Source organism: Campylobacter sp. BCW_4319, assembly GCF_001764435.1.
GTDB lineage: Bacteria > Campylobacterota > Campylobacteria > Campylobacterales > Campylobacteraceae > Campylobacter_D > Campylobacter_D jejuni.
On record NZ_MKAQ01000016.1, the window covers coordinates 24,073 to 45,601 of the forward strand.

General features: G+C 30.9%; 17 protein-coding genes, 1 other RNA gene and 4 pseudogenes. 10 read left to right on the forward strand and 12 right to left on the reverse strand.

Annotated elements, in window-relative coordinates; translation table 11 throughout:
• Positions 1–3: 3 nt before the first annotated feature.
• A complete protein-coding gene (locus tag AJN56_RS05365; RefSeq protein ID WP_020836944.1) occupies positions 4–705 on the reverse strand; it encodes an SIMPL domain-containing protein in 702 nt (233 codons plus the stop codon).
• Positions 702–1,904: a multidrug effflux MFS transporter gene (locus AJN56_RS05370; protein WP_070246439.1), complete on the reverse strand. Its 1,203-nt coding sequence runs from the start codon at positions 1,902–1,904 to the stop codon at positions 702–704. Before AJN56_RS05370 ends, AJN56_RS05365 begins: the two co-directional genes overlap by 4 nt.
• A 104-nt stretch (positions 1,905–2,008) precedes the next feature.
• On the opposite strand from AJN56_RS05370, the gene AJN56_RS05375 reads away from it, so the two are divergent.
• The gene (locus AJN56_RS05375; RefSeq protein WP_070246435.1) at positions 2,009–3,358 is read left to right on the forward strand and encodes a DUF2130 domain-containing protein; all 1,350 of its coding nucleotides are present in this window, start codon (positions 2,009–2,011) and stop codon (positions 3,356–3,358) included.
• Positions 3,359–3,381: 23 nt separating this feature from the next.
• Here AJN56_RS05375 and AJN56_RS05380 read toward each other — a convergent pair whose 3' ends face one another.
• The 3 genes from AJN56_RS05380 to typA form a co-directional block, all read right to left on the reverse strand.
• Positions 3,382–4,425, reverse strand: coding sequence for a c-type cytochrome (locus AJN56_RS05380; RefSeq protein WP_002860564.1), 1,044 nt, complete (start codon positions 4,423–4,425; stop codon positions 3,382–3,384).
• Positions 4,426–4,602: 177 nt separating this feature from the next.
• Complete coding sequence (locus AJN56_RS05385; RefSeq protein ID WP_052806410.1) at positions 4,603–5,250, reverse strand: hypothetical protein; 648 nt, start codon at positions 5,248–5,250, stop codon at positions 4,603–4,605.
• Positions 5,250–7,058, reverse strand: coding sequence for a translational GTPase TypA (gene typA, locus AJN56_RS05390; protein ID WP_002799607.1), 1,809 nt, complete (start codon positions 7,056–7,058; stop codon positions 5,250–5,252). The genes AJN56_RS05385 and typA overlap by 1 nt, the downstream gene beginning before the upstream one ends.
• A gap of 134 nt (positions 7,059–7,192) precedes the next feature.
• On the opposite strand from typA, the gene AJN56_RS05395 reads away from it, so the two are divergent.
• From AJN56_RS05395 to AJN56_RS05410, 4 genes are read left to right on the forward strand one after another with little or no spacing between them, the layout of a single operon-like run.
• Positions 7,193–7,516, forward strand: coding sequence for a hypothetical protein (locus tag AJN56_RS05395; protein WP_002824650.1), 324 nt, complete (start codon positions 7,193–7,195; stop codon positions 7,514–7,516).
• A gap of 16 nt (positions 7,517–7,532) precedes the next feature.
• Positions 7,533–9,365, forward strand: coding sequence for a flagellar hook-length control protein FliK (locus tag AJN56_RS05400; RefSeq protein WP_079254174.1), 1,833 nt, complete (start codon positions 7,533–7,535; stop codon positions 9,363–9,365).
• 53 nt (positions 9,366–9,418) lie between these two features.
• A complete protein-coding gene (locus AJN56_RS05405; protein WP_002805290.1) occupies positions 9,419–10,303 on the forward strand; it encodes a flagellar basal body rod modification protein in 885 nt (294 codons plus the stop codon).
• A gap of 3 nt (positions 10,304–10,306) precedes the next feature.
• Positions 10,307–11,944, forward strand: a complete 1,638-nt coding sequence (locus tag AJN56_RS05410) for a flagellar hook protein FlgE (protein ID WP_002866624.1) — start codon at positions 10,307–10,309, stop codon at positions 11,942–11,944.
• Between the two features lie 3 nt (positions 11,945–11,947).
• Here the strand turns inward: AJN56_RS05410 and AJN56_RS05415 are convergent, their stop codons facing one another.
• Entirely contained in the window at positions 11,948–13,816 is a 1,869-nt protein-coding gene (locus AJN56_RS05415; protein WP_002893372.1) for a flagellar assembly protein A, read from the reverse strand.
• Positions 13,773–14,537, reverse strand: coding sequence for a hemerythrin family protein (locus AJN56_RS05420; protein WP_052804010.1), 765 nt, complete (start codon positions 14,535–14,537; stop codon positions 13,773–13,775). The genes AJN56_RS05415 and AJN56_RS05420 overlap by 44 nt, the downstream gene beginning before the upstream one ends.
• Positions 14,538–14,717: 180 nt before the next feature.
• On the opposite strand from AJN56_RS05420, the gene ffs reads away from it, so the two are divergent.
• Positions 14,718–14,815: signal recognition particle sRNA small type (ffs, locus tag AJN56_RS05425), an RNA gene on the forward strand.
• A gap of 141 nt (positions 14,816–14,956) precedes the next feature.
• Here the strand turns inward: ffs and AJN56_RS08765 are convergent.
• Entirely contained in the window at positions 14,957–15,142 is a 186-nt protein-coding gene (locus AJN56_RS08765; protein WP_009881598.1) for a hypothetical protein, read from the reverse strand.
• Between the two features lie 265 nt (positions 15,143–15,407).
• On the opposite strand from AJN56_RS08765, the pseudogene AJN56_RS08895 reads away from it, so the two are divergent.
• A pseudogene (locus AJN56_RS08895) lies at positions 15,408–16,025 on the forward strand (anion permease).
• A 10-nt stretch (positions 16,026–16,035) separates the two neighbouring features.
• A pseudogene (locus AJN56_RS08900) lies at positions 16,036–16,572 on the forward strand (anion permease).
• A gap of 27 nt (positions 16,573–16,599) precedes the next feature.
• Here AJN56_RS08900 and mnmA read toward each other — a convergent pair.
• The 4 genes from mnmA to AJN56_RS05470 form a co-directional block, all read right to left on the reverse strand.
• A complete protein-coding gene (gene mnmA, locus AJN56_RS05455) occupies positions 16,600–17,616 on the reverse strand; it encodes a tRNA 2-thiouridine(34) synthase MnmA (RefSeq protein ID WP_002892108.1) in 1,017 nt (338 codons plus the stop codon).
• Positions 17,616–18,221, reverse strand: a complete 606-nt coding sequence (locus AJN56_RS05460; RefSeq protein WP_002868775.1) for a TIGR00730 family Rossman fold protein — start codon at positions 18,219–18,221, stop codon at positions 17,616–17,618. Before AJN56_RS05460 ends, mnmA begins: the two co-directional genes overlap by 1 nt.
• A gap of 120 nt (positions 18,222–18,341) precedes the next feature.
• Entirely contained in the window at positions 18,342–19,130 is a 789-nt protein-coding gene (locus tag AJN56_RS05465; protein WP_002857718.1) for a hypothetical protein, read from the reverse strand.
• A gap of 13 nt (positions 19,131–19,143) precedes the next feature.
• Complete coding sequence (locus AJN56_RS05470; RefSeq protein WP_024088096.1) at positions 19,144–19,638, reverse strand: hypothetical protein; 495 nt, start codon at positions 19,636–19,638, stop codon at positions 19,144–19,146.
• Positions 19,639–20,069: 431 nt separating this feature from the next.
• On the opposite strand from AJN56_RS05470, the pseudogene AJN56_RS05475 reads away from it, so the two are divergent.
• Positions 20,070–20,925: pseudogene (locus tag AJN56_RS05475) on the forward strand (hypothetical protein).
• Positions 20,910–21,508, forward strand: a pseudogene (locus tag AJN56_RS05480) (C39 family peptidase). Before AJN56_RS05475 ends, AJN56_RS05480 begins: the two co-directional pseudogenes overlap by 16 nt.
• Positions 21,509–21,529 lie beyond the last annotated feature (21 nt).

A 21,529-nucleotide genomic window follows, 5' to 3' on the forward strand; every position in this document is an offset into this window, starting at 1 on the left:
TCATCAGTCCTTTAAGTAGTATTCTATAGTAGAAACCACTCTTATGGTTTTGATATAAGGGGTGTTTTTATCTCTGTTGCTGATGCTAAATTGTCCTTGAGAAGCCTTTTTTATCTTGCCTAGATGGCTGTTTGAATCTTGTGCGAATTTTATCGCTGCATTTCTAGCATTGAGTGTTGCTTCTTCTATCATTTGAGGTTTTATCTCATTTAGCTTGGTGTAAAGGTATTCTATGTCATAATTATCGATTTTCGTTACTATGCCAAATTTTGCAAGACTTGAAATGTTTTCTAGTATGCTTTTTCCAAGCTTTACATTTTGCGTATAGATGAGTAAATTCGCAGTGCCTATGTATCGGTATGTAGCTTGAGTGTCGTTGCCATAAGGATCGCTTAAACGATCTATGATATTTGGCGAGTTGTAGCTGATCTCATCTTCTTTTACGCCTTGTTCTTTTAAAAATTTAATGATATTTTCTTTATCTTGTTCTAGTTCTTCGTATAAATTTGTAAGATTGTTATTTGATCTTGTGAATTTTATAGGAAGTATCAAAGTATCCGCTTCGACTTCTTTTTGACTTAAACCCTTTACACTTACACTTCTTTCAAGTGTTTTAAAATCACTTAAAGCCTTGTTAAATCCAAAAGCTAGAATCAAACTTGCCAAAACTATGGCTAAAGCCATAAAGATATTATTTGTTTTCATTTTTTCTCCTTTATTTTGATTAGAAAATATATCATATTTGCAACCAATACGCAAGCACACATTACAAAAGCAAGGATTATCGGCGTATTTGCGTTAATAGCCCCAACCACAAAAGAAATAAGCCCTGCAAAACCAAATTGCACCGTTCCAAGCACCCCAGAAGCAGTTCCGCTATGTTCTTTAAACCTTGCCATAGCCAAAGTCGTGGTATTGGGTGCGATGAAACCAAGCATAGCGATACTTGTAAAAATACTAAGTTCAAAAAGCAAGAAATTTGGGTGAAAAAAGGCATTTGCAAGTAAAATCACAGTCGATATAAACATTATCATCAAAGCTTTTGCCAAAATTTTTTCGCTTTCGTATTTTAAAACCAATCTTGCATTGATATTTGCACAGATGACAAAACCTAAAGCATTTGCCCCAAAAAGCAAAGCAAATTTTTGCTCACTTAAGCTAAAAAACTGCGTAAAAACAAAGCTTGATCCTGTGATATAAGCAAACATCGCCGCCAAAGCAAAAGAAGCACATAGTATATAAACTAAAAAGCGTTTATCGCTTAAAACAAATTTGTAGCTTTTCATCGCTTCATGATGGGAAAATTTTTTGTTTTTAAGATGAGGTGCGGATTCTTTTAAACCAAAAAGTATCATCAAAAAAAGCAAAATTCCCAAAGCAAACAAAGTCGCAAAAATACTATGCCATGAAAAATACTCTAGCAAAATTCCCCCAAAAGTTGGCGAAAGCATAGGAGCAAGAGAACTAAAAACCATCATCAAAGCAAAAATCCCTGCAGCTTCTTTGATCTCAAACAAGTCATTGACAACAGCCCTTGCGATAACCACACCTGCACAACCCCCAAGTGCTTCAAAAAATCTCAAAGCGATAAAAGCATAAATATCATCGATAATCATACAAAACAAACTCGAAACGATGAAGAAAAATATCCCCACCAAAGCTGGAATTTTACGCCCAAAAATATCACTTAAAGGCCCATATATAAGCTGTCCTAAAGCAAAAGCGATAAAAAAACTTGCGATACTAAGTTGGGTTAAAAAAGAATTAGTTTGAAAACTTTGCTCCACATGAGAAAGTGCAGGCAAATACATATCTGTAGAAAGTGGTGCTATGCTTGACATCAAAGCAAGGATAACGATGAGTTTAAATTTAGCAAAGCCGTGAATTTTGGTGTGTTTTTGCATTTGTAATCCTAATTATTCTAAAAGAATGATTTTAACAAGTCAATCTTAGAATAATCTTTGTTTTTCTATGTTAAATTTAGGGAAAAATTCTAAGGAAATTTTTTATGCAAACTTTAAACCAAAATGAACAAATCAAATGCCCAAGTTGTGGAAGTTTTATCGATATCAGCGCTGCTTTATATGCTCAAATTTTAGATAAAGCTAAACAAGAAATGCTAAAACAAAAAAAAGAATTTGATGATGAGGTAAATGCTAAAAGAGCTGAATATACCAAAGCTTTAAATGATTTAAAAACTCAAAAGATAGAACAAGAAAAACTCATAAACGAGCAAGTAAGCCAAAAGCTTCTTTTAGAAAAGCAAAAATTTGAACAAGAACTTCTTATACAAAAGCAAAATTTCCAAAAAGAATTCAGCGAGAAATTTAACAAAGAGCATGAAAATGAAATGAAAATCATGCAAGAAGAACTCGAGAAAAAAAGCAAAGAGCTTAGCGAGTTTTTAAGCATAAAGGCTGAAAATGAAAGGCTAAAAAGAGAGCAAAAAGAAAATGAAGAAAGATTGAAATTTCAAGCCAAAGAAGAGGCTTTTAAAGAATTTAAAGAACAAGAAAGCAAAAATTTGGAATTTGAAAGAGAAAAAATGCGTCTTGAATTTCAAAAAAATACTCAAGAACAAGATCTTAAGTACAAAGAACTAGAAACGAATTTTAAAAGTGTAGCTCAAAAGCTAGAAGACGCACAACGCAGGATAGAACAAGGCTCACAGCAACTCCAAGGCGAAGCAGCCGAACTACTCATAGAAGAATACATACAAAGTGAGTATTTAAGCGATGAAGTAAAAGAAGTGCCAAAAGGCGTAAATGGAGCTGATTGTCTGCATATAGTAAAGGATAATTTTGGAAATATTTGCGGAAGTATTTTGTATGAGAGCAAACGCACTAAAGAATTTAATAAAGAATGGCTTGATAAGCTTAAGCTAGACAGCATAGCTGCAAAAAGTGATATAGCGGTTTTGATCACAAAAACTATGCCAAAAGATAAAGAAAAAACGCATTTTAAAGAAGGAATTTTGATCTGTACTTTTAATGAATTCAAAGGTGTTTTAGCAGTGCTTAGAGAAAGCATTATAAACGCTTATAAACTCAAAAATGCCCTGCAAAACAAAGATGAAAAAAATCACATTTTATACGAATACTTAAATTCCAAGGAATTTAATACGCAAATCACTTTTATACTTAAAACTTATCAAAATATGAAAGAAGAATTAGAAGCTGAAAAAAGAGCTTTGCAAAATATATGGAAAAAAAGAGAAAGAGCTATAGAAAATCTAAGTTTTAATTCCACTGCCATAGTGAGTTCTTTAAATGCGATATTTAGCGACTTACAAGGTGGAAATTTGATAGGCGAAGAAGGGATTAAAAGTCTTGAAAATTTAGCCAAAGATGAGGATTAATTTTGGGCTAAGCCCAAAATTAATCATTCTCCTGGGAAGTGATTTGGATTTTTCCAAGGTCCGTATTTTACTTTTATGTATTCTTTAGGGTCTAAATTTTGTTGCGGTGAGGCAAAATACTCAGGTTTTAATGATGGGGATTTGCTATAAGCTGTATCAAGTCCTGCACGATTTTCTGTAGTGGTTATAGGCATTCTTACAAAACCTGTATTGACATAAGCTGCTATATCTAGCGCATCTTCATCGCTTAATATAGGATTATCCGCACTCGCACCAAAAGGCATGGCTGATTTTAAAAATCTTGCTAAAAATGGTATCATAGCCATGTGTCCACCATCAGGATAGATAAGTAAAGATGGATATAAATGTCCGCTACCTTGTTCGTAATTATCATTTTTTACCCCAAGTCCTCTTTCGCCATGACAAGCAACGCAATTTTCTTCAAAGAGCTTTTTCCCACGCACAGGGTCAGCTGGGCGATTTGGAAAATTCATCTTAGCAAAAAAATCTCCTTCAAGTTTTACACCGTCTTTGATACCATAAGCTTCTTTTAGCCATTTAAAATAAGCTAAAATTGCTTTCATTTCTTTAGAATCATTAGGAAATCTATGAGAGTCAGTTCCGCCCATTCCGCGAATTCTATCTTCAACAGAGATGATTTTCATCGTTTCTATGTCAAGTCTTGGATAATTGTTTAGGATATTTAAAAATGGAATAACATATTTTTTTGTCCCTGGCAAACCATTGCCGTCATTGTCCATGTGACAGGAAATACAATTTACTTCGTTGCTTGTCTTTTTTAGCTTGCTATAGGGTCCTAGAGTACTTTCTGTCTTGCTTAAAAGCTCTATGCCATAACGGATTAAATCCCCTTGCTTGCCTTTTGGAACATCATTGATGCTTAAATTTTTATTTGGCCATTCTTGCACAGGTCTTTTGGAAAGTTCCTTAAAATACTCTACTCCTTCCTTGTCGCTTAATTCTTCTCCTACTTTGTAATCACTCACGCTTTTAGCACTAAGACTCAAACTAAGACATAAGCCAAGCAATAAAATGTGTTTTTTCATGATTTTCCTCCTTTTTATTTGCAGTTCAAATTGATTTTAATGTATTTTTTCTTAAATATTAAGCATAATAAGAATAATTTAAATAAAATTAAATTTTAAAGTGTTACTAAAAGTAATATATATTTAAAGTATATAATTAATATTTATTAAAATTTTATGATATTAACTTTATATTAATTATTTAAATAATTTATTTTTTATAGAGTTTAGATTTTCTTCTAAATTTTTGAAATTGCTTTCTAAATCTTTTTTTATATCTATAAAGAAAGGATTGCTTAAAGTAGCAATAAGATAATGATTTTCTTTAGAAAAAACATGATTTAAAGTGAAATTTTTATCTTGAAGTTTGATATAAATTTGCTCTTCATTTTCAAAGCTAGGATTTTTGTTTGCACTTAAAATTTCGAGCAAAATTCCGCAAAAAAAGCGTTTATTTTCGTCCAAAAACTGAATATCATAAATTTTAAAATCCTTAAATTCAAAGCAGTTTTGACTTTTAAATTCTTTCAAATCCTTTGTAAGTCCTAATTTTAAAAAGTCTTTTTGGCTTAAACTTTGCTTTTTAAATTTTGCCCCAAAACGACGCAAAAACAAATTTAAAGCATTAATTTGTAATTCTTTTTGTGCGAGTTTTAGTTTTTTAGCTGTAAAACGAAAGAAAAAAACACCTACAAAAACAGCTAAAATTACTGCGATTAAGGCATCTCTTATAAAAACAAAGGCTAAAAAACCTACAAGTAAGGCTTCGATAATGCTTAGGAATTTTAAGATTCCTAAGCGTTTAAGTATATAAAGTCTATTATTTTCTAAGCTTTTTAAATCCATTAAGATTTTGCTTTTTCCATTCTTTTTCTTTGAGTTGGATCAAGATAGCGTTTGCGAACACGCACATTTACAGGCGTAACTTCTACAAGTTCATCTTCTTCTATCCACTCTAAAGCTCTTTCAAGACTTAATTTTCTAGGTGGCACAAGCTTGATTGCATCATCGCTTCCACTTGCTCTTACATTGGTAAGATTCTTTCCTTTGATAGGATTAACATCTAAATCATTTGGACGAGAGTGCTCACCTATAATCATACCGGTATAAACTTTAGTTTGAGGCTCTATGAAAAGTACTCCACGCTCTTGAAGGTTAAACAAAGAATACCCTAAAGCCACGCCATTTTCCATAGAAATTAACGCTCCATTATTACGCTTTTCAACCGCACCGCTAAAAGGACGGAATTCTAAAAAGCTATGATTCATCACGCCTTCGCCTTTGGTATCAGTTAAAAACTGACTTCTAAAACCTATAAGTCCGCGTGCTGGAATTTCAAACTCAAGTCTTGTTTGCCCATCGCCTGTTGGTGCCATGGTTTTCATTTCAGCTTTTCTTTTGCCAAGTTTTTCTATTACTGCACCGCTAAATTCTTCAGGCACATCGATAACTAAATGTTCAAAAGGTTCTGTTTTAACTCCATCTTCAACTTTTACGATAACTTCAGGTCTTCCCATGCAAAACTCAAAACCTTCACGACGCATATTTTCAGCTAAAATAGTGATTTGAAGTTCGCCCCTACCGCTTACTTTAAATTTGCCTTCGCCTGTGCTTTCGTATTTCATAGCGATATTAGTTTTCATTTCAGCTTCTAAGCGTTCAGCGATTTTATTTGAAGTTACATGTTTTCCTTCAGTTCCTGCTAATGGGCCATCATTTACAGAAAATACTATACTTAAAGTCGGCTCTTCAATGTGTAAAGGATCAAGTGGCATGGGATTGTTTGGATCTACAACGCTATCACCCACATCTAAAGCTTCAAAACCTGCTATAGCTACGATATCTCCACTTCCTGCTTCTTCAATATCCATTTTTTCTAAGCCCATAAAGCCAATGAGCTTTGAAATTCTACCATTTACTTTGGTGCCATCAGCTTTTGCAAGCATTACGCTTTGGTTTTTCTTTACAACCCCATTGAAAATTCTAGCAATGCCTATTTTACCTACGAAATTATCATACCCTAAAGTGAAAACTTGAAGTTGTAAAGGATTGTCATTTGTGCCACTTGGTGCTGGAACGCGTTCAAGTATGGTTTTAAAAAGTGGCTCCATATTATCACTTTCATCGTTTAGGTCAAGCTTAGCATAACCATTTTTTGCTGCAGCATAAACTATGGCAAAGTCAAGTTGCTCATCGTTTGCATCTAGGGCTACAAAAAGATCAAAAATTTCATTGATCACTCTTTCAGGATCAGCAGCTGGTTTGTCGATTTTGTTGATTACAACTATAGGTTTAAGCCCTAAAGATAAAGCTTTTTTAACCACGAATTTAGTTTGCGGCATAACGCCTTCTTGAGCATCTACTAAAAGCAAAACTCCATCAATCATTTTTAAAACGCGTTCTACTTCTCCGCCAAAATCAGCATGCCCTGGAGTATCTATGATGTTGATTTTTGTACCTTTGTAATTGATCGCTGTGTTTTTTGAAAGTATGGTAATGCCACGTTCTTTTTCTATATCGTTGCTATCCATAACGCGTTCTGAAATTTGTTCTCTTTCGCTAAAGGTGCCTGATTGTTTTAACAATTCATCTACCATAGTGGTTTTACCATGGTCAACGTGAGCTATAACTGCTATATTTCTAATGTTTTCCAAATTTTCTTCTCCAAAGCTAAATTTTTAAAAGCTTAGATTATACAAAAATTTAACTTAAACTACAAAGCATCAAAACTTGGAACACTTCTTGCTTTAAAGACTTGTGAAATTAAAATTTTAAAAAGGAAGTTAAAATGTCAAAACCATTAAATGAAGAGATTTTTATTGAATTTAAAAGCGATTTAGCTGAGAGAAAAAATGAAGTTTTACTTCAAGTTTTAGAACTTTTAGAAACTTTTAGATCAGATAAAAACGAAAAAATGGCAAGAATTTCAAGTGAGCTTACAGAAATTTTAGAAAATGAAGAAAATTTAGAAAAAATTTTAAATGCTAAAAATTTAGAAGAGCTTTTAAATATTTTAATTGCTTTAAATGAAGATAAGATGATTAAAGTATATGAAGATTCTTATTTGAAAGAAAAATTTCCTAATGTAATGGTAGATAAATTTTTAAAATAATTTTTTTGAAGGAAAAGTGATGTCAAATTTAGCTCCGCAAAATGATGTTTTAAATCTTACGCCGAGTAAAACTTCTAATACTAGTAGTTCCTTTAGTAAAACGAGTAAAAATAAAGAACATGAAAGTAGCGATAGTAAAAATTCAACTCAAGATGATACGGAAAGTTTTTTAAATTCTTTGCTTAATTCTATTGATGAAACCAATGAATTTTTACCTGATCATATGAAGATCAGTCAAAAAGAAGTTGTTAATGAAGCGATGAACAGACTTCAAAAAGGAGCTTTTGATGAGAGTGATAAGATAAGCATTTTCGAATCTGCTTCTTTTATGCAAATTCTTTCTTTGTTGGATAAGCTAAAAACAGATACAGCAGATGTTAAACTAGCAAATCTTTCTACTCAACTTTCAAGTCTTATTAAAACAGAAGCTAATTTTAATGCTTTAAAAGGTGCATCAAATCTTAGTGAGCTTTTGGACATAGCTAAAGATCTGGGCTTAAATGTAAAAAATATTAAAGTAGATCGTCTTCTTGATCTTAAAGCAACTTTTCCAAATTTAGATAAGGCTGATTTTTTTAAGGGTGCTGTGGATAATGTTTTTAAAGAAATCATCAATAATAAAATTTCCAATGTGAGTAAAAATTTAAATCACAATTTAGAAAATACAACTCATACTACAAGCACTCATTCTACGCAAAAAACAAATTCTAAAGATAGCGGTTCTTTGCTTTCTCAAACTTTAAAAAATTTAGATTCCATACTTTCATCCAAAGAAAGCAAACACGAAAAAAACGATAAAGTTAAATCAAAAATAGAAGAAGATACCACAGATGCTAAAAATACTTTAAAAAATCTCAAAAATGATGAGTTTGCAAAAAATTTAACAGAAGAGTTAAATATAAAAGATAAAAAAAACCAAGATAATTTAAATAAAGATAACAATCTTAAAGATTTAAATAAAGAAAGCAAAGACTTAAACAAAGATTTTAATAAAGAGTTAAATAAAGAGTTAAATAAAAATCAAGAAAAAAACAATTTAAATCAAGAAAATATACAAGATCAAAATAAAAATTTAAAGAACAATGATCAAAATTTAAATCTTGATAAAAATTTAAATAAAGAAATTGTCAAAGATACTCAGAATTTAGTTTCCAATTTAACACAAAAAGATTTTAATCTAAATAAAGAGCCTAAAAACAACAACAAAGAAAATAAAGATATAAAACAAAATTTCTTTGATCAAAAATTAAATTTTGAAAATTTAAATAAAACTCAAGTAGTTCAAAACAAAGAGAATAATGCAAATTTTAATAATAATGCTACTAATAAAGAAACTTTTACTCAAGAGCAAACAAAAACGCACAGTGAAAATGTAGATAAAAATAGCTTAGATGAGTTAAATTCTTTAGTCAAAGATTTAAATAAAGTAACACAAAACAATGCTCGCAATATCACTCCTAAAGAAACTTTGCAGTATTTTTCACAAGATTTAAAAGAGGCTGTGGATCAATACAAAGCACCTATTACTAAACTTAGTATCACTCTAAATCCTAATAATCTTGGAGAAGTGGAGGTAACTTTGATACAAAGAGGTAATAACCTTCATATCAATTTCAACTCCAATACCAATGCAATGAATTTGTTTATCCAAAATCAAGCCGAGTTTAAAAATTCTCTTGTAAATATGGGATTTACTGGACTTGAAATGAATTTTAGTGATCAAGGTAAAAGAGAGCAAAATCAAAATCAAGGAAAAAATCGTAGTGGATATGGTTTTAAAGATGCTTTAGATGGAAAAAATGAAAGTGAAAAAGTCAATCTAGAGCTTGTTTTAGCGAAGTATTTTTAAATTGGAACACTTATTGCTTAAATAATAAAAAACTAAATAAAAAGGAGTTTATAATGATATCATCATCGGATTGGAATTTAAATACCACTGCTACAACTTCAGGTACTACTTCTTCAGGAAGTACTAGTGGGACAACTAGAACAGATTCAAGCAGTAGCTCAGGAATAGTGAGCAATCCAAACGCTACCTTAGATAAGGATGCGTTTTTAAAACTTCTTTTGATAGAGCTTCAACATCAAGATCCAACAGATCCTATGGATAGCGATAAAATGCTTACTCAAACTTCACAGCTTAGCGCACTTGAAATGCAGCAAAATACCAATACAACTATGCAAAAAATGGTTGAAACTATGCAAAAGCTTTCTGATTCTTTTAGTACAAGTATGAGTACTTCAGCTTTAGGGGCTATTGGCAAAATGGCAACTGTTTCAGATAATAAAATCAAACTTACAGGTGCAGATGAGCTTATCGCTCTTAAAATGTATTTGCCTGAAGATTCTGATGAAAACGGTGTTACGCTAGAAATTTATGATAGCAATAATAAACTTGTTTTCAGTGAAAAAAGCGATGCTAAATCTATTTCTCAAGGTTTATTTACTATGGAGTGGCCAGGAAGAAATAATGATGGGGTTTATGCAGGTGATGGTGAGTACACTGTTAAAATGGTTTATAATAATAAAAATGGTGAAAAAATCACTGCAAATTACGGAACTTATCCTATCGAAGGTGTTGTTTTTAAAGATGGTGTTGCCTATGCAAAAATGGCTGGACAAGAAGTTCCTTTTGATGCGATACAAGAAATAACAGATTATAAGCTTGGTTCATCTTCATCTACTGGAGGAAGCGGTTCAAGTGGAGACTCAAGTGGTGGTTCAAGCGATGGAGATTCTTCTGGGTCTGGATCTACAGAAGATGGTGACAAAGAGGAAAAGGCATAAGCCATGATGAATTCATTTTATAATGGGATTTCTGGAGTAAAAAGCAATAGCTTTGGTATTGATATCACTGCTAATAACATAGCAAATGTCAATACCACGGGCTTTAAATACTCTGATGCTCAATTTAAAGATATTTTTTATACTACCATAACAACCCAATCAACCAACCCTGCTCAAGGTGGTTATGGTAGCGGTGCAGCATCTTCTCAAGTTGTTTTCGAACAGGGTTCTCCTGTTGCAAGTGATGGCGAATTTGATGTGGCTTTGCAAGGAAAAGGATTTTTTGGGGTTTTAGGGGCTGATGGCAATGCTTACTATACTAGAAATGGATCATTTAGAAGAGATGCCAATGGATATTTGGTAGATTCTTATGGAAATTTTGTTTTAGGAACAATGAATCCTGCTTTTACTGGTATTAACTATAGCGATAGAGTTGCTGGGCTTATGGGGGATTATCTTAACACAGGAACTCCGGTAAATAATGGTTTTACTGTAAATTCAAATAATTCTTTCAGTATAGGCACAACCGCTTCTCAAGGGGCTATTAAAGTACCTGTGAATATGTATTTACCTCCTCAAGTAACTCAAAATGTAAAATGGAGTGGAAGTTTAAATACTAACACAACAACAGAAGTAGTTAAAGTAGATCTTGATCCTAGTAAATTTAACATTACAAAAACTGAAGATGGAAAATATGTAGTTAGTGGTAGTGTTAGCAAAGAAGATGTGTTTAGTGCTAAAGCGGGTGATAGGATTATTTTAAATTTCACTGATGATAATGGCGTAAAAACAAGCTTTGAAGCGACTTTAGATGAAAATCTAAATTTTAAAAGTAACGAGCTTGATTTAAAAGGATTGGATGAAAATAGCATCAAGCTTGATACAGCTCAAATTTCAACAGAGCAACAAAAAGCCAATAAAGATATTTTAGAATCCCCTATTTATAATGCAGATGGAAGTAAAAGCACTTTAAGGGTTACACTTGAAAGAGTTTTACCGCAAGAAGGCGATAATATACAATATAAAGCTATTGCACAAATTTATGATTCTAATGGCAATGCCGTAGGCAATCCGACTGAAGGAAATATGGTTTTTGATAAAAATGGTGCTTTGCTTCAAAACAATATTACAAGCATTGCAAATCCAAATGGTGGAACAATTAATATTGATTTAGGTTCTCCTTATGATGCTAACAAGCCTGGTTCGGGTTATAGTGGGATTTATATTAAAGAAGGCGTCGAAAAAAATGTAGTTACACAACAAGATGGTGTAGCTGAAGGGTTTTTTGAACAATATAATATATCCGATGATGGAAGTATTGTTGCGCAATTTAGCAATGGTAAAAATGCCATAGTTGGAAAGCTTGCTTTATATAATTTTATCAATGAGCAAGGATTGGTTGCTATGGGAGATAATATTTTTGCAGCAACGGCAAATAGCGGTGATGCAAGCTTTATTATGAAAGATGGTCAAGTTGTTAATACAGCTAAATTTAAAGGCGGATTCTTAGAACAATCAAATGTTGATTTAAGCGCAGAGCTTTCAAACCTTATCGTAACTCAAAAAGCTTTTGATGCAAGCTCAAAAAGTATTACTACAAGTGATCAGATGATACAAAAAGCCATTAATATGAAAAGATAATTTTTAGGAATTATCTTTTTCTAATTTTTCAAAAATAATTTTAATTTCTTCTATATCACTTTCGCTATAATTATGGCTTGATTTAATATAACTTACTTGCTGCCCTTTTTCAAGATATAAAACCTTTTCATAGTCTTTTAAATTTATGTGATGTTTTAATTCAAGGTTGGTGTTTGTTTTAGGATAAAATTTTAAAAAATTATCCTTTCCGATATTTTTGGCTTTTATGTATATTTTTACATTGTAAACCATTTCATTTAAGAAATTTAATTTCGCATCAATTTGATATTTTAATTTTATAAGTTTTTTATACAAGATGCTAAGATGATTGTATTTTTTTATGATATCGTGATAAAGATTTGAAAATTTCATTTCTATAGCACTAGGATTTTTAGTCTTTTGAAGTTTGATGATTTTGATTTGATTTTTGATTAGATAATCATAATAATTTTGCATTTTGCTTATGGTGTCATCAAGCTTACTTTTTATTTTAAGGCTTAGGTTTTTAAGATTTTCACATTCTGTATCTGAGTTGTTTTCAATAGAAACTAGTGGCGAAACTACGATATTGTTTTTAAATTTTATATTGTTTGCTATGATTAGATTTTTTCTTGGATATAAAGTATTATCTGTTAGTAAATTGCAAATATAAATATTTTCTGCTTCTATTTTTCCACCCATGCAGTTTTCAACAAATACATTTTTAGCTATAATTGTCCCATTTTCTAAATTTTTTATATATACAGTGTCAGCCTGCAAAGTTCCTTTGTGTATTGCAACAAAAACATCTTGTGCAAAAATTTCGCTTTTTGCATGAGTTAAGCCTTTTATGCTGATATTTTTTCCATAAAGTTTTGTCGCTCCAATGCTCCCATTTACTTTTATATCTGAAGCTTGAACATTTACAATACCTGATTTAATAGCATCATCGCTTATATCAAAATTAGTGATTTCTAAGTTTATATTTTCATTGGTATTTGTTTTGATTGAACCGGTTGTTTTAAGCCCTACTTGCGATAATTTTAAATTGTTTATAACGCTATATCCTGAGTGGTCTTTATTTAAAAATCCATAATTGGCGCTAAAATATTTAATTCTATCTTCTAGTTCTTCTACATAAATGCTTTCATCTTTTATGATAAAAGGATTATTAAGAAAGGCTATTGGATTTAAATGAAGGATTTCTCCTCTTAAATTTCTACCTTCTTTTCCAAGAATTCTATAAATGTATTCAAAAAGTAGCTCATTTTTTTCAATAGGTTTGCAGTAGTTCCCTTCATCATAGTTAGCATTTTCACTAAAACACACTTCTTCAACATTTCGATGATAGATAATTTCATCACTTTTATGTTCAATTTTATCTACACCTTTGGCAATTTCAAGCTCTAATTCTTTAATAGATGGATTTTTTTGTATTGATAAGATAAAATCATCGATTTTTGTAAATAAATTTTTATCAAGTCTTAAGATTAAAAATTTTTGCTTGATCATTATTTTGTAGATATTTTGCAAAATATCAAATTTTAAATTAGGGTAATATTTAAAATTTTCTGTAAGGTTGATACTGGCTTTTAGATGGGTTAGGTTGGAGTTGGATCTAAGTTTGACTGTAAAAGGAAAACTTTTTTTTGGATAAATTTCTATAAGAAATTTTTGTATTATGGTATTATAGTTTTTTACAAAAAAATCATCTGCATAAAACAAATCAAAATCTTTTCTTTCATAAGTTTTTGTTTTCGCTGGTTTTACACTAGAACACAGAAGTTTAAAATCTATAACTCTAAAATCAAGAATTTGTTCTGTGTTTGCTTGTTCGTGATTTAAACTTTCAAAAGGATTGAAAGTTTCTAAGGTTTTTACTTGAAAATTCATCTATCCCCCCCCCCATATCATTTTTTTGAGTCGTGAAATGGTGATTTTGTAGTGCATCTTCAAAAATAGCATTGAATTTTTCGAAATTTTGATTCAAATCAAAATAATCCAAATGAACTAAAATTTGTCCACATTTTTCACATTTTAAAGTATTTTCCTTGCTAACAAGTTCTTCGTGTATGGTTTGTGGAACTGCATGAGTACGTAAATAACAATTGCAAATATAATCATGAGTTTTTTCAGCTCTTAGGTCTTGTTTGATTGATTTTAGTTTTATGTATTGTTCTAAGGTATAATGGATTTCTTGAAGGTGTAGGGTTTTTTTTGTAAAATTAGCTATCCATAAATCTTCATTAGCAAAATGATCTAAAATCCAATCTTTGGTTAATATGGAAAGTTCTTGAGACATTTTTACAATATTATCTGAATGCTCTAAAAGCTCTTTAGTTTTTTCTACTAATATTTGATGAGATTTTTTATGTTCTTCAATCAAAGGAAAATCAATGCTTTCCATAAATTTTTCTTCATCTTTAAAATGAATTTTGATGTATTGAAATAGCTTTACAAGAATTTGTTTTAAATCATTTTTGTGTTGTGTATTATTATCTTGAATGTTTAGAGCTAAATCATTTGCAAGATTGGTAATTTCAAAAATTAGTTCGTGTTGTTTGTCTAATTGCATATTTTTAATGCTAAAATCTCTACTCCATTTAACTTCCATATTTTTCCTTTTTGGATGTAATAATTATTTTTATATCGTATTTTTTGAAAATAAAATAATAATTTTACAAATGAATTTTTAAAATTCTTAGTAAAAACAATGGATTGATTGCAAATTTATATATTGAATCTTAACAACTCAAGGCTTTTTAAGTATATTATGATATAATTTTTAAGCCTTTTCTTAGACCTGTGCAATGCTATTTTTAAGCACCGCTTCAGGGTGGGAACACAGCAGAGCACTTGATTTTAGCGTGTGCCGCAGTTATCTGGGGAAGGGTTTTATTCATTTTAAAATTCCTATTTTTCAATTAGGCTAGCTTTTTTATAAATTAAAAATTTATTTAAAAATTATCATTTTAAGATTTATTAAAATATTAGTTAATTAGAATTTAAGCATTGCAAATTACATTACCAATATCAAAGGATAAACAATGGATAGAAAGAAAATTCCCTTGTTGGTGCTGTGTATTTAATTGCAACTGTGTTTTGGCTTGTACCTACTCCTTGTAGGTTTGGAAGATAATTCTTGCATTTTCTTGAGTTTTTTATTGCCGTGATTATGGCAGTGATTTTACAAGTAATGCCTTTTATAGCTATTGCCATAGTAGCTCTTAGTGGTATTACCACTACCCAATTGAAAATCTAAGTAAAATTTACACCAAAGCTACTTCAAAAACTTCTACGCAACAACTTATTGATGAGACTAAAATTTCCTTTAAATACTTCAGTACTTGATTTTTTATATCAAAAGAGTATAAGATGAAAAGGTAAATGCTGCTATATCAAATTTAAAATCTAAAACGGGTATAAAAGACGCTTTAAGTGGTTTTTCAAATTCTCTTATTTAGCTTATAGTTATTCTATTATTGTGGCTCGTGGAGTTATTAAAACAGGACTTGGAGAGCATTTGGCTTATCATTTTATCAGTATTCTTGGTAAAAAAACCTTAGGTATTGCTTATTCTATAGCTTTTTGTGAAACTATTTTAGCTCCAGTTACTCCTTCAAATACTGCAAGAGCAGGGGCTATCATAAATCCTATAGTTCAAGTTATTGCAAGAAGTTTTAAATCCACTCCTGAAGATGGAACACAAAATAAAATAGGCACTTATCTTTCTTTGGTAAATTATCAAGAGCCAATCCTATTTCATCAGCTATGTTTATTACAGCTACAGCTCCAAATCCTTTGGTGGTTGATCTTATAGCACAAGCTACAAATTTAGAAGTGCATTTAACTTGGGGGGGGGTAATAGGCTTTAGGGATGTTTTTACCTGGTATAGCTGCTATGCTTTTGATGCCTTTGATGCTTTATTTTCTCTCTCCGCTAGAAATTAAATCCACGCCTAATGCTTCTACTTTTGCTAAAGATAAATTAAAAGAACTTGTAAAAATGAAAAATAGTGAAAAAATCATGCTCAGTGTTTTTGTCTCGCTTTTACTTTTATGGGCTGGAGCTTTGGGCTTGTTTTTTTGGAATTTCTCTTGATGCGACTAGTGTGGCTTTGCTTGGGTTGTCTTTGGTGTTGATTAGTGGAGTTTTAACTTTTGGGGAAGTTTTGGCTGAAAAAGCTGCTTGGAATACTTTAGTATGGTTTTCAGCTCTTGTAATGATGGCAACTTTACTTGGCAAACTTGGCGTTACACAGTTTTTAGCTGAAGCTTAAGGTGAATTTGCTTCTGCTATGGGACTTGGGGAAATTTCTATTATGATATTTTTAAGCCTTGCTTTTTTATATACGCACTATTTCTTTGCTTCTACTACAGCTCATATATCAGCAATGTTTTTTGTTTTTTATAGTGCAGGGCTTGCCTTAGGAGCACCACCACTTCTTTATGCTTTTATTATGATAGCTTCAGGTAATGTTATGATGGCGTTAACTCACTATGCAACAGGAACAGCTCCTGTTATTTTTGGAACGGGCTATGTAACTCTTAAAAAATGGTGGAGTATAGGTTTTGTGATTTCCATGGTTGATATAGTGGTGATGATAGCTGTTGGGCTTTTTTGGTGGAAAATTTTAGGATTTTATTAATAATTTCTAGGAATTAATTCCTAGAAATTATTCTATAAAACCGCTTGCTATGACTTTATCATGATCATAAAAGACCGCCATTTGTCCGCTAGCAAGTCCATAAACAGGATCTTTTAGAGTGATTTTTGCGCTTTTATCTTCATAAATTTCTACCTTACAAGGTGTAGATTTTGAACGATAGCGGATTTTTACTTCGCAATCAAGCTCTTTAGCGTCTATAAAAAGATTGATATTTTTTAGGTTAAATTCACTGATTTTAAGTTCTTCTTTGGTTCCTACGATGATTTGATTTTGCTTAGGATTGATTTTTAAAACAAAATGTGGTTCATGTGCCCCACGCACTTCAAAGCCCCTTCTTTTGCCTATGGTATAGTGCATATAGCCCTCATGTTTGCCTACCACTTTTCCGCTACTATCTAATACTTCTCCAGGAATTTTTGTATCCATAAACTGATCTAAAACTTGCACATAAGTATCTTCAACAAAGCAAATTTCAGAACTTTCCTTTTGGGTGGCAAAAGATTTTAAAACCTCTATAGTGGAAGCAAATTTTTTCACATCTTCTTTTTTCATTTCGCCTAGCGGAAAAATAAGATATTTTAAAGCTTCTTTATCTGCACTGGCCAAAAAATAGCTTTGATCCTTGCTTTCATCTACTGCGGTTTTTATTAAGTTGTTTTCAAGTCTTGCATAATGCCCTGTGGCAAGTTTTTCACAACCTAAACTTTTAGCAAATTCTAAAAGTTTTCCAAGTTTGATAAAACGGTTACATAAAGCGCAAGGATTTGGTGTTTTACCCTCTTTATAAGTATCCACAAAAGGCATGTAAACTTTGTTTTTAAAATCTTCTTGTAAGTCTAAAATATGATAAGGAATTTGCAAAAAGTTTGCAACTTTTTCTACTTTTTTGATATTTTCTTCGTGATAATTTGGTTTGCCATGAAGTTTCATATAACAACCTATAACTTCATGACCTAAATTTTTAAGTTTATAAGCAGTGACTGTACTATCAACTCCACCGCTCATAGCGACTAGAATTTTCATTAAATTTCCTTTAAAGTATTAATTATAAAATCCAAGTCGTCAGTGATTTTATACTTTAACTCATCTCCTTTAGAAATCACTTCAAGTTTGAGTAAAGAATTTCTGACGAACTCATCAAAACCTCGCCAAAATTCACTCCCAAACAAAATAATAGGAACATCTTTTTTAAATTCTAATTGTTTTAATGTAAGAATTTCACACAATTCATCAAGTGTTCCAAAGCCGCCTGGGAAGATCACAAAAGCTAGACTCTTTTCAATAAGAGCCATTTTGCGTATGGCTAAGCTCTCAAAAGTAATATTATATTCTACAAATTCATTAAGTTTTTGCTCATGAGGTAAAAATATATTAAACCCTACAGAACTCATTGAATTTGTATTATTTTTTTGTGAAAAAGCACCTTCGTTGGCTGCACGCATAATACCACCACCTCCACCACTTATCACACAAAAACCATTTTGAACACATTTTTGTGCCAAAATTTTAGCCTGCTGATAATAAAAATTATCTTCTTTAAGTCTTGCTGAACCAAAAAAAGTTACGGCATTTTTTAGGTTTGGTATGTTAGCAAATTTTTCTAAATCTTGGCTTATTTTTTCATTCATTTTTCAACCTTTAGTTAAAATAAATTCCATTCTAGCTAAAAATTTATAATAAGTTCTTTATTATATAAGTTTTAATAGGTTTATTTTATTAAGATTAGGAATTTAAAGACTTTTAAATCCTTAAGCTTTAATATCTATACTTTTTGGTGTAGAATTTAAAGAAAGGATTTTATTAAATTCTCCTGCATCATCATCACTAAATTTCATACCAAAAAGAAGTTCTAATTCTTTACTAGTGCTAAATTTACCTTCTAATAGTTTTTTTACAAGTTCGTTTCTTGTGCTATCATCTTTGTAAGTTTCTTTGTTTTTACTTTCGCCTTGAATGGCTTTGAAGGGTTTTTCACTTTGTTGAGTGATAATTTCATTATCACTAGAAAGCAACATTTTATCACCCATAGCCATTTCGTATTCTTTCACAAATTCATCGTGTCTTTGCTTAAAATCTATGTATTTAGTTTTAAACTCATTTAAGCTTAAATCTTTACTTATAAGTGCGTCAAATTCTTTATAAAATTCATCGGCTTTTTTGATGATGTCGTAGCCCAAATGAAACATCTTAGAATAAGAAACAAAAAAACCTAACATCATTTTCTCCGTAGTTGGGTCCCATTTTGTATAAGCAGGATTAAAATCTTTTAAAGGGGATTTTTCTATTTTATTGGGGTCTTTTAAAGCATTTGACTTCATAAAGTTGTTAAATTCTTGCATATCTTTTTTGCTAATACTTTCATCAAGTCCGAATATTTTAGGATTATACTCAAATTTTTTTCCACGATAAGGCAAAGCACCTTCTCCTGTTATAACGGCTACTCCGTGTTTGTTGATTTTAAAATCAATATTTTTATCTTGTTTAAAATTTGAAGTGTTATAATCATAGTTTAAATTTGAGTTTAGACTATTTATCATTAGTTTTTCCTCTTTACTTGATAGAATACCCACCAAGATATCTTTCTAAAAAGTCTTTATAGTTTGAACTGATTTCCTTAACTACTCTGTAATTATTCAAAACAGGACTTGATTTTACTCTATACCAAGAACCTGATTGTTCGTTGATTACAGCCACTCCATAAGAAAAATACACAAATCTTTTCCCTAAATTAGAAATACCAATATTTCTTTTCACAGTATATCCAAGAAAGTTACGATAAGGGTCATCGCCTACTATACTCATAGTTTCCCAAAGTCTTTTTTGATTGATATAGGAATGCTTACCATTAACCAAACAATTTGTAGTTTCTATACCGCACATTCCACCAAATCGAACAAGTCCTTCTCTATTCCAATAATATTGATCTCCGTTACTATCTTGAAATAAAGTTAATTCCAAATTCCAATCAGGTTTGGCAAAGGCTATAACTTCATTATCACTAAGTCGTTTTAAATAGGTTATATACCCACCCTTCACTTCTTTCATCTCTTCAAGGCTGAGTTCTTTGACACCCGGGCTTGTATCGCTTAAGGCACCTTTTGTGAGTTTAGCTAAAAAATCCTCAGCAAAAACAGAACTAGTCATAAAGAAGTTAAAGCTAATAAAGCAAAAATCTTTTTCATTGAAATCCTTTCATAAATTCTTTTTGTAAGTTCTTTAAAACTACTATCGACTTATTCTAGCAAAAGTTTAATCTTGCTTTGAAAGTTAAGTGAATTTTCTTTAAATACTTAAAATTTTATTCTCGGTTTGTTTGCTTTTGTAACAAATTTTCATTTTTATCTTAAATTATATTAAGCAAGTAAAAATATTTAAAGATTTTAAAATATTTTATCTTAGAATAATAAACTTTTCAATATCAAGGATTAAATTTTAAAATTAACTTGAGCTGATTATTTAAAATGTAAGGATTGACAATGAAAAAAATTTTCTTAACATTTATGGTTTTAGTTAATTGTGTTTTTGCTAGCGATGAACTAAATATTAGACAGTTTATTTAAAAAGCAAATAGGCTTAAGAAGCATTACAAGCTTTTCTTTACTTAGCACAGGAAACGCAAACTCGTATTCTCTTTATCCTAATATAACAATAGGCGGAGATCCTACAATTTGGAATGATACAAAGCAGGTGTTTTTAACTCAAACTTTCATTTATACCCTAACACCTAAGTTTGACATACTTATTTCAGGGGGCGGAAGTTATGCAAGACAAGAATATACAAATTTTTTCACAAATGCATATTCCCATAAAGATCGCATAGGATTTGATAATCTATGGCTAGGTTTTATTTATACAGGCGATAGTATTGCAGATTTAATTCCACAAATTACCTTTCAAACTACAGTCGTTCAAAGAGAAAAAGCAATCAATCAAACCAAAAACTTTTATCTAAAATCACAAAGCTTACAAGCTAGTTTAAGGGGATATAGCGATCCTGTGGTTTATAGTATTTATACAGGATTTGGTTATAATCAATCAAGAAAATTTAAAACCCTTAAAATAGAGTATGGAAATAGTATTTATGTGGGCGGGGATTTATCTATTATTCTAAGTCCTAAAATTACTTTAGATTTAGGAGCAGAGCAAAGATTTCAAATGAAACAAAAAATCAATGGCTATCAAAATTCTGAAGTGCGTTCTATTCCAACTTTAAGTTTAGGTTCTACTTATAGCATTAATTCAGATACCGCAGTTTCTGTTAATGCTAGTTTTGGAGGAAGCTCTGCTTCTCCTGATAGCATATTTGGGATAAGCTTATGGAAAAAATTCTAAAAATTTTATTATTTTTACCCATTCTTGCTTTGAGCACAAAAGCCGAATGGGTAGTTAAGTCTTATCAAGAAATTAAAAACGAAAGAGTAATAAGACAAACTTATGAGCAATCTTGTGGTGCTTCATCTTTAGCAACTTTACTTAATATACTTGATGATCAAAAAAGTTTGATGAACTTGAACTTTTAAAGATTATGAGCGGACAAGAACTTTATACGGATATGGTAAGCTTTGCAGATTTAAACGATGCAGTTAAAAAACTGGGCTTTCAAAGCAATTCATATCAAATCAATAGAGAAAACTTGGATAAACTTGTAAATATTCCAATGCTTGTAAAAATTGAAGATGATCCACGCTTTCCACATTTTGTTATAATTATCAATCATAAAGGTAATTATTTACAAGTGCTTGATCCAAGCCATGGAGAATATATAAGTTCTAAAAGTCAATTTTTTAGTATTTGGGATAGATATAATAAAGGTGGTTATGCTTTAATTGTTGCTCCTAAAAAAGAGCTAAAACCTTTTAAGTTAAACACTCCAAAATCTTTACATTTTGATTTCAGCCCTTTTAGTTTGTTTTAGTTTTAATTCGTTTATATTTAT